7 protein-coding genes are annotated in these 5,651 nt (G+C 61.6%); 4 read left to right on the forward strand and 3 right to left on the reverse strand.

The window, feature by feature from the left end:
* Positions 1-275: 275 nt before the first annotated feature.
* Positions 276-866, reverse strand: a complete 591-nt coding sequence (locus tag NW863_RS11225) for a thioredoxin family protein (protein ID WP_414366415.1) — start codon at positions 864-866, stop codon at positions 276-278.
* A gap of 198 nt (positions 867-1,064) precedes the next feature.
* On the opposite strand from NW863_RS11225, the gene NW863_RS11230 reads away from it, so the two are divergent.
* The 3 genes from NW863_RS11230 (at position 1,065) to NW863_RS11240 (ending at position 4,946) form a co-directional block, all read left to right on the forward strand.
* Complete coding sequence (locus NW863_RS11230) at positions 1,065-1,883, forward strand: TatD family hydrolase (protein ID WP_414366417.1); 819 nt, start codon at positions 1,065-1,067, stop codon at positions 1,881-1,883.
* Positions 1,884-2,008: 125 nt separating this feature from the next.
* On the forward strand, positions 2,009-4,528 hold the full coding sequence (locus NW863_RS11235) for a GAF domain-containing protein (RefSeq protein WP_414366418.1): 2,520 nt from the start codon (positions 2,009-2,011) through the stop codon (positions 4,526-4,528).
* Between the two features lie 4 nt (positions 4,529-4,532).
* The gene (locus NW863_RS11240; protein WP_414366419.1) at positions 4,533-4,946 is read left to right on the forward strand and encodes a DUF309 domain-containing protein; all 414 of its coding nucleotides are present in this window, start codon (positions 4,533-4,535) and stop codon (positions 4,944-4,946) included.
* Here the strand turns inward: NW863_RS11240 and NW863_RS11245 are convergent, their stop codons facing one another.
* Both NW863_RS11245 and NW863_RS11250 read right to left on the reverse strand, forming a co-directional pair.
* Complete coding sequence (locus NW863_RS11245; RefSeq protein ID WP_414336459.1) at positions 4,947-5,111, reverse strand: hypothetical protein; 165 nt, start codon at positions 5,109-5,111, stop codon at positions 4,947-4,949.
* Between the two features lie 47 nt (positions 5,112-5,158).
* A complete protein-coding gene (locus NW863_RS11250) occupies positions 5,159-5,275 on the reverse strand; it encodes a cytochrome b6-f complex subunit PetN (protein WP_414366420.1) in 117 nt (38 codons plus the stop codon).
* A gap of 126 nt (positions 5,276-5,401) precedes the next feature.
* Between NW863_RS11250 and NW863_RS11255 the strand changes: the two genes are divergently transcribed.
* Positions 5,402-5,647, forward strand: coding sequence for a hypothetical protein (locus NW863_RS11255; RefSeq protein ID WP_414366421.1), 246 nt, complete (start codon positions 5,402-5,404; stop codon positions 5,645-5,647).
* Positions 5,648-5,651 lie beyond the last annotated feature (4 nt).

Genomic DNA, 5,651 nt, shown 5'->3' on the forward strand with positions numbered 1-5,651 from the left:
GCTCCGTACCGCTTAGCGGCCAGAAGCGGGTAGTTTACTGATGGGCTACACTGGCCATTTGAGCAGAGGCAGTGGGAGTAGCTGTTAGAGCATGGCCAGAATTGCCTTTGCCAACCTCGGCTTTGCTGGACGGCAGGAGCACCTGCCCAATTTCCTGCAGCTTTAAACCAGCGAGCCAGCGCAATTTTTTAACATCGCTGCCCGCTTTTTTCTGAGGGTAGGCGCTGTACCCCTGGTCGGCAACTTTGGGTTATACTCAACGACTTCAGGCGGATTTAGGCTTGCTTGAAGTAGTCGGGCTCGTTGCCGGGCTTCCACTTGATGTTGCAGCCGAGGCTGGGCTTTTGGTCAGGATCAATGGGCTTGCCCGCCAGCAGGTTATCCAGTGCCGCCCGCAAGTCTTTGCCCGTCACCGGCACATCCGTCAGGCTGGGGCGGCTGTCGTCCAGTTGGCCCCGGTAGACCAGCTTACGCTCCGCATCAAATAGGAAAAAGTCGGGGGTGCAGGCAGCGCTAAAGGCTTTGGCCACCTCTTGGGTTTCGTCGTAGCAGAAGGGGAAGGTAAAGCCCAAGGTCTCGGCCATCTTCTTCAAGTTCTCGGGGCTGTCGTCGGGGTAGTTCTCCACATCGTTGGCGCTGATGGCTACAATGCCGACGCCGCGATCCTTGTAATCTCTGCCGATGCGGGCCAGCTCTTCTTGCACGTGCTTCACATAGGGGCAGTGCTGGCAGATGAACATCACCAGCAAAGCGGGCTTGTCGGCAAAAGTAGAGAGGGAAATGGTTTGGCCGCTCACCACATCCGGCAGGCTGAAGTCAGGGGCCGGGGTGCCCAAAGGCAGCATGGTCGAGGGAGTACGGGCCATAACAAACCTCCAGCGTCAGATTTCTTTAATCATCATGGATCATCCTGCTCCCCCAGGCTTGCCGGCAAGAAGGGATCCTTAGGATCCCGACCGGGCCGAGAACCGCTTTTACGAATAGCCGCGTAAAGCCACCGGTTTCCCGGCGGGGGAGTGTCAAAATTGGATAGAGTCCGCAACATTTTGTTCGGGAGCTGAGCCTTGAGCACCGCCGTCTTGCCCGCTGCCCCCCTGGTGGACACCCACGTCCACCTGAACTATCCCGACTTTACAGAAGATCTACCGCAGGTGGCCGAGCGCTGGCGCCAGGCCGGGATCCGGCAACTGGTGCACTCCTGTGTAACGCCAGCGGAATTTCCCCAGTTGCAGGCCATTGCCGACCAGTACCCCGAAGTCTTCTTGTCGGTGGGGCTGCACCCTCTGGAGGCGCGCCAGTGGCAGCCGGATCTGGCCGAAAAGATCGCCCAGTTGGCCGCCAGCGACACGCGGGTGGTGGCCATCGGGGAGACGGGCTTAGATTTTTACAAGTCCGACCCGGCGGACATCGAGCGGCAACAAGCCTCCTTCCGCGCCCACATTGCCATTGCCCAGGAGCAGGATTTGGCCCTGATCGTCCATTGCCGCGAGGCGGCAGCAGCCACCTACGAAATCCTCAAGGAGGCCCTGGCCACTGGGGGGCCGCTGCGGGTGGTGATGCACTGCTGGAGCGGATCCCCGGAGGAGACGCGGCTCTTTGTGGAGCTGGGCTGCTTCATCAGCTTTAGCGGCATCGTGACCTTCAAGAACGCCGAGACCGTGCGCCGGTCGGCCTTGGAGGTGCCCTTGTCCCAGCTTTTGGTGGAAACCGATTGCCCTTTTTTGGCCCCCACCCCTTTCCGCGGCAAGCGCAACGAGCCAGCCCATGTGCAGCGGGTGGCCCAAACCCTGGCGGAGCTGTTGCGGATCCCCTTGGAAGACCTGGCCCAACAGACCAGCCAAAATGCCGCCCGCCTCTTCCGCCTGCCCCAGCCCCCTTTGTGAAGGAGAGTGGAGAACTTTTGAATTCCTTAAGCTTTTCCCTTGCGGCTCTGTAACTTCCCGGCAGGGGGCGCTATCGTGAAAGAGGGAGTGTAGCTTCCAATACTTCTGCGCTTCCTTATGGAGAGATGGCTACGGAAAACTTGGCTCCTGCGGCCTGCACCAGCCGGGATGCCCTCATCAACCGCATTACCCACCAGATCCGGCAATCCCTGGAGCTGGATCAGATCCTGAGGGCAACGGTGGAGGAGGTGCGCGCCTTTTTGGGCACGGATCGGGTCAAGGTGTACCGCTTCGACCCGGAAGGTCATGGAACGGTGGTGGCGGAAGCTCGACAAGCTGAGCGCCTGCCCTCTCTCCTGGGTTTGTCTTTTCCGGCGGGGGATATTCCTGAGCAAGCGCGGCACCTGTTTCGCCTGGCCCAGGTGCGGGTCATCGTGGATGTGGAGGGCCAAACCCGCTCCCTCAGCCAGCCGGAGCCCCTGGGCCGCTTTGCCCAGGCCCAGCCTTTGCCTCTGGGAGAGGTGCCGCAGCGGCCGGTGGATCCCTGCCATGGCCATTACCTCAGGTGCATGGGGGTAGCCTCTTCCCTGGTGGTGCCCCTCCTGCATCACCAGCAGTTGTGGGGGCTCTTGGTCTCCCACCACACCGAGCCGCGCTCCTACTCTGCTGAGGAGCTGCAGGTGGTGCAGTTGGTGGCGGATCAGGTGTCGATTGCCATTGCCCAGGCGGAATTGCTGGAGCAGGCGCGGCGGAAGGCGCAGCAGGAACGCTTGATTAACCAAATTGCGGCGCTGGTGTACTCGCCGCTTCACCCCGAAACCACCCTGAGCACCGTCCTGGAGCAGCTTACCGCCCAGCTCCAAGGGATCGGGGCGCGGCTGCGCATCCAGTTCATGGGCTTGGAGACTCTCCACTGCTATGGGAGCCAGCCGCCGGCAGGGTACGACGCCTGGCTGCAGGAGCAGGTGGGACGAGCCAAGTCGGCAGGGAACGGGGTGAGAACCTGGTCGCTTTCGCAATTGGAGAAGTGGCCAGAACTGCGGTCGCAGGTGCAGCAGACGCTCATCCGCGGGCTGCTGGCGGTGCCGCTGCTTTGGAACGAGCAGGTGGTGGGCTGGCTGAGCGTGTTTCGTGGCGCCATCTGCCAAGAGACCCACTGGGCCGGCTACCGCTGGCCTGCCCAAGGGGAAGGTTGGGAGGATCCCCGTCAACAACTGCCCTTGATCTCTTTTGCCGCCTGGCGGGAGCTGAAAATTGACGAGCCCAAGGCTTGGTCGGCCCCAGAGCTGGAGCTCGTCAGCCGCGCTGCCGTGCACCTGGCCCTCTCGATCACGCAAAACCAGCTCTACCGGCAGTTGCAAGATCTCAACGCCCGTCTGGAGCAGGAGGTGCAGGAGCGGACGGCGGCCCTGCAGCGCTCTCTGGCTATGGATGCCCTCTTGCAGCGGGTCACCGACCAGGTGCGCACCACCCTGGACGAAGCCCAGATCCTGCGGGCAGTGGTGCAGGAGTTGGCTCTGGGGCTGTCCATCCAAGGCTGCGATCTCTGTCTCTACGATCCGGAAGCCGGCCAGGCCACGGTGCGCTACGAATACACCGCCGCCCTGCCGCCCGCCGGCGGGATCGCTCTAACCCTAGCCGACTACCCGGATCTCTACCGGCAACTGCAAAGGGGGCAAGCGGCGCAACTGTGCCATTTGTCGGGGCAAAGCTGGATCCCGCGGCGGGAAGGGCTGACCCTGCTGGTATGTCCGCTGCGGGAGGATCAGGCCGTGTTGGGCGATCTGTGGTTGGCCAAGCCGGCAGACGAGTGCTTTGATGAGCTGGAGGTGCGGGTGGTGCAGCAGGTGGCGGATCACTGTGCCATCGCCATCCGCCAGGCCCGTCTCTACCAGGCCTCGGTGCAGCAAATCAGCGAGCTGGAACGCCTCAACCGCCTCAAAGATGATTTCTTGAGCACCGTCTCCCACGAGCTGCGCACGCCCATCACCAACATGAAAATGGCCATCCAACTGCTGAAAATGGCCCGCACCCCGCAAAAACGGGAGCAATACTTGCAAATCCTGGAGCAGGAGTGCGAGCGCGAGGCGGAATTGGTCAACGATCTGCTGGATCTGCAGCGGCTGGAGCAGGGATCCAAACCCCTTCATCTTGAAGAAGTGTCCCTGGCCGCCTGGCTGCCCACTGTGCTCCAGCCCTTTGTGCAGCGGGCCCAGGCCAATCAGCAACAGTTGCGGTGGCAGATTGACCCAGCGGTGGGCAAGGTGGTGACGGATCAGGTGGGTCTGGAGCGGGTGGTGCAGGAGCTGGTCAACAACGCCTGCAAGTACACCCCGCCTCACCACCGCATCACGGTGACGGCGCGCCGCCTCAGCCCTGAACAAGTGCAAATTCGGGTTATCAACGAGGGGGTGGAGATCCCCCGCAGCGAGTGGGAGCGCATTTTTGAGAAGTTCTACCGCATCCCCAGCGGGGATCCCTGGAAGCGGGGCGGCACCGGCCTGGGGCTGGCTTTGGTTAAGCAGTGGATGCAGCGGCTGGGGGGCAGCGTCTGTGTACAAAGCGGCCACGGTAAGACCTGCTTTGCCCTGGTGTTGCCGCAGGGATCCCTGCAGCAGCCGCCCCTGAGTCGCAACTGTGCCTAGACCCATGAGCGATGGTCACCCAGAAGCGCTGCAACTGGCCGTTGCGCAATTCAACCGGGGGGAGTTCTACGCCTGCCACGACACCCTGGAGGCGCTGTGGATGGAGGCAACAGATCCGGAGCGGCGCTTCTACCAGGGGCTGTTGCAAACCGCCGTAGCCTACTACCACCTGCAAAACGGCAACCGCCGCGGCTGCATGATCCTGCTGGGAGAGGCCAACCGCAAGCTGGCCGATTTTCTGCCCACCTACGCTGGCTACAACCTACAAGCTCTCTGGGAAGCCAACCAGAGTCTCCTGCAAGAGCTCTTTTGCCTCCAGCCTGAGGATCTCTTGCCCTGGGTGGCCCCTCCTGTCCTGAGAACCGTTGACGACAGGCCCGATCGCGAGGCTTCTTGGAATCTCCCAGAACCCCAGTAGCTACCGCCGCTTGGAGCGACGAGCTTGCCGTTCTGCCTCGCTGCGCCGCCGCCGATCCCGCCAGTCGATAAAGGTGATGTAGCCAACGCCCACAGTGACAGCCGTCAAGAGCAAAAAGATGCTGCCGTAGGCGAGGCGGACAACCCAGGGCAAGTCAATTTCCATAGAGCAGGACGAAGTCTTTTAGCAACAACAGGGCCAGGCGGGATCCGCTACATGCCGTTACGGCCCCAGACCACAAAGGCAATGGAAAGGGCAAAGAAAGCAGCAACAGCAACCCAGCCAAAGGTGATGATGTCCATACGTCTAGCCAAGCAAAGAAGGCTCATCGAGGTGATCCCATTTTACGGGATGGGATCCCTTGTCAGCGGGCATTTGCGAGCACCTTATTCTCAGTTCAAACTGGCTACAGTGGGGTCAAATCCAAAACATCTGAGCCAAACGGGGGGGATCCGATGGTACTGGAGACATTGCCGCTGGTGGCCGCGGTGGCCATCGCCATTTTTATGCTGGTTTTCTGGGTGCGGGTGGTTCGAGAGGCCATCTGGACGGCGGTGGGGATCGTAGTTCTCCTGGCCGTGCTGTACGTGGTCTTTAGGATTGGCCCGCGGCAGGTGCTGCAGGAGCTGCGGGATCCCTTTGCCCTTCTGGATCAAGTGTGGCAGGTGGTCGTCGCCTGGTTCCAGGCCCTTTTCCCCTAGTGCG

The sequence above is a fragment of the Synechococcus sp. B60.1 genome (assembly GCF_047462555.1).
Classification (GTDB): Bacteria; Cyanobacteriota; Cyanobacteriia; order Thermostichales; family Thermostichaceae; genus Thermostichus.

What these genes read in the sequence shown, in the direction of transcription:
- NW863_RS11240 (WP_414366419.1), top strand. Translation starts at nt 4,533, where the DNA reads ATGAGCGATGGTCACCCAGAAGCGCTGCAACTGGCCGTTGCGCAATTC.
- NW863_RS11250 (WP_414366420.1), bottom strand. Translation starts at nt 5,275, where the DNA reads ATGAGCCTTCTTTGCTTGGCTAGACGTATGGACATCATCACCTTTGGC.
- NW863_RS11245 (WP_414336459.1), bottom strand. Translation starts at nt 5,111, where the DNA reads ATGGAAATTGACTTGCCCTGGGTTGTCCGCCTCGCCTACGGCAGCATC.
- NW863_RS11235 (WP_414366418.1), top strand. Translation starts at nt 2,009, where the DNA reads ATGGCTACGGAAAACTTGGCTCCTGCGGCCTGCACCAGCCGGGATGCC.
- NW863_RS11255 (WP_414366421.1), top strand. Translation starts at nt 5,402, where the DNA reads ATGGTACTGGAGACATTGCCGCTGGTGGCCGCGGTGGCCATCGCCATT.
- NW863_RS11225 (WP_414366415.1), bottom strand. Translation starts at nt 866, where the DNA reads ATGGCCCGTACTCCCTCGACCATGCTGCCTTTGGGCACCCCGGCCCCT.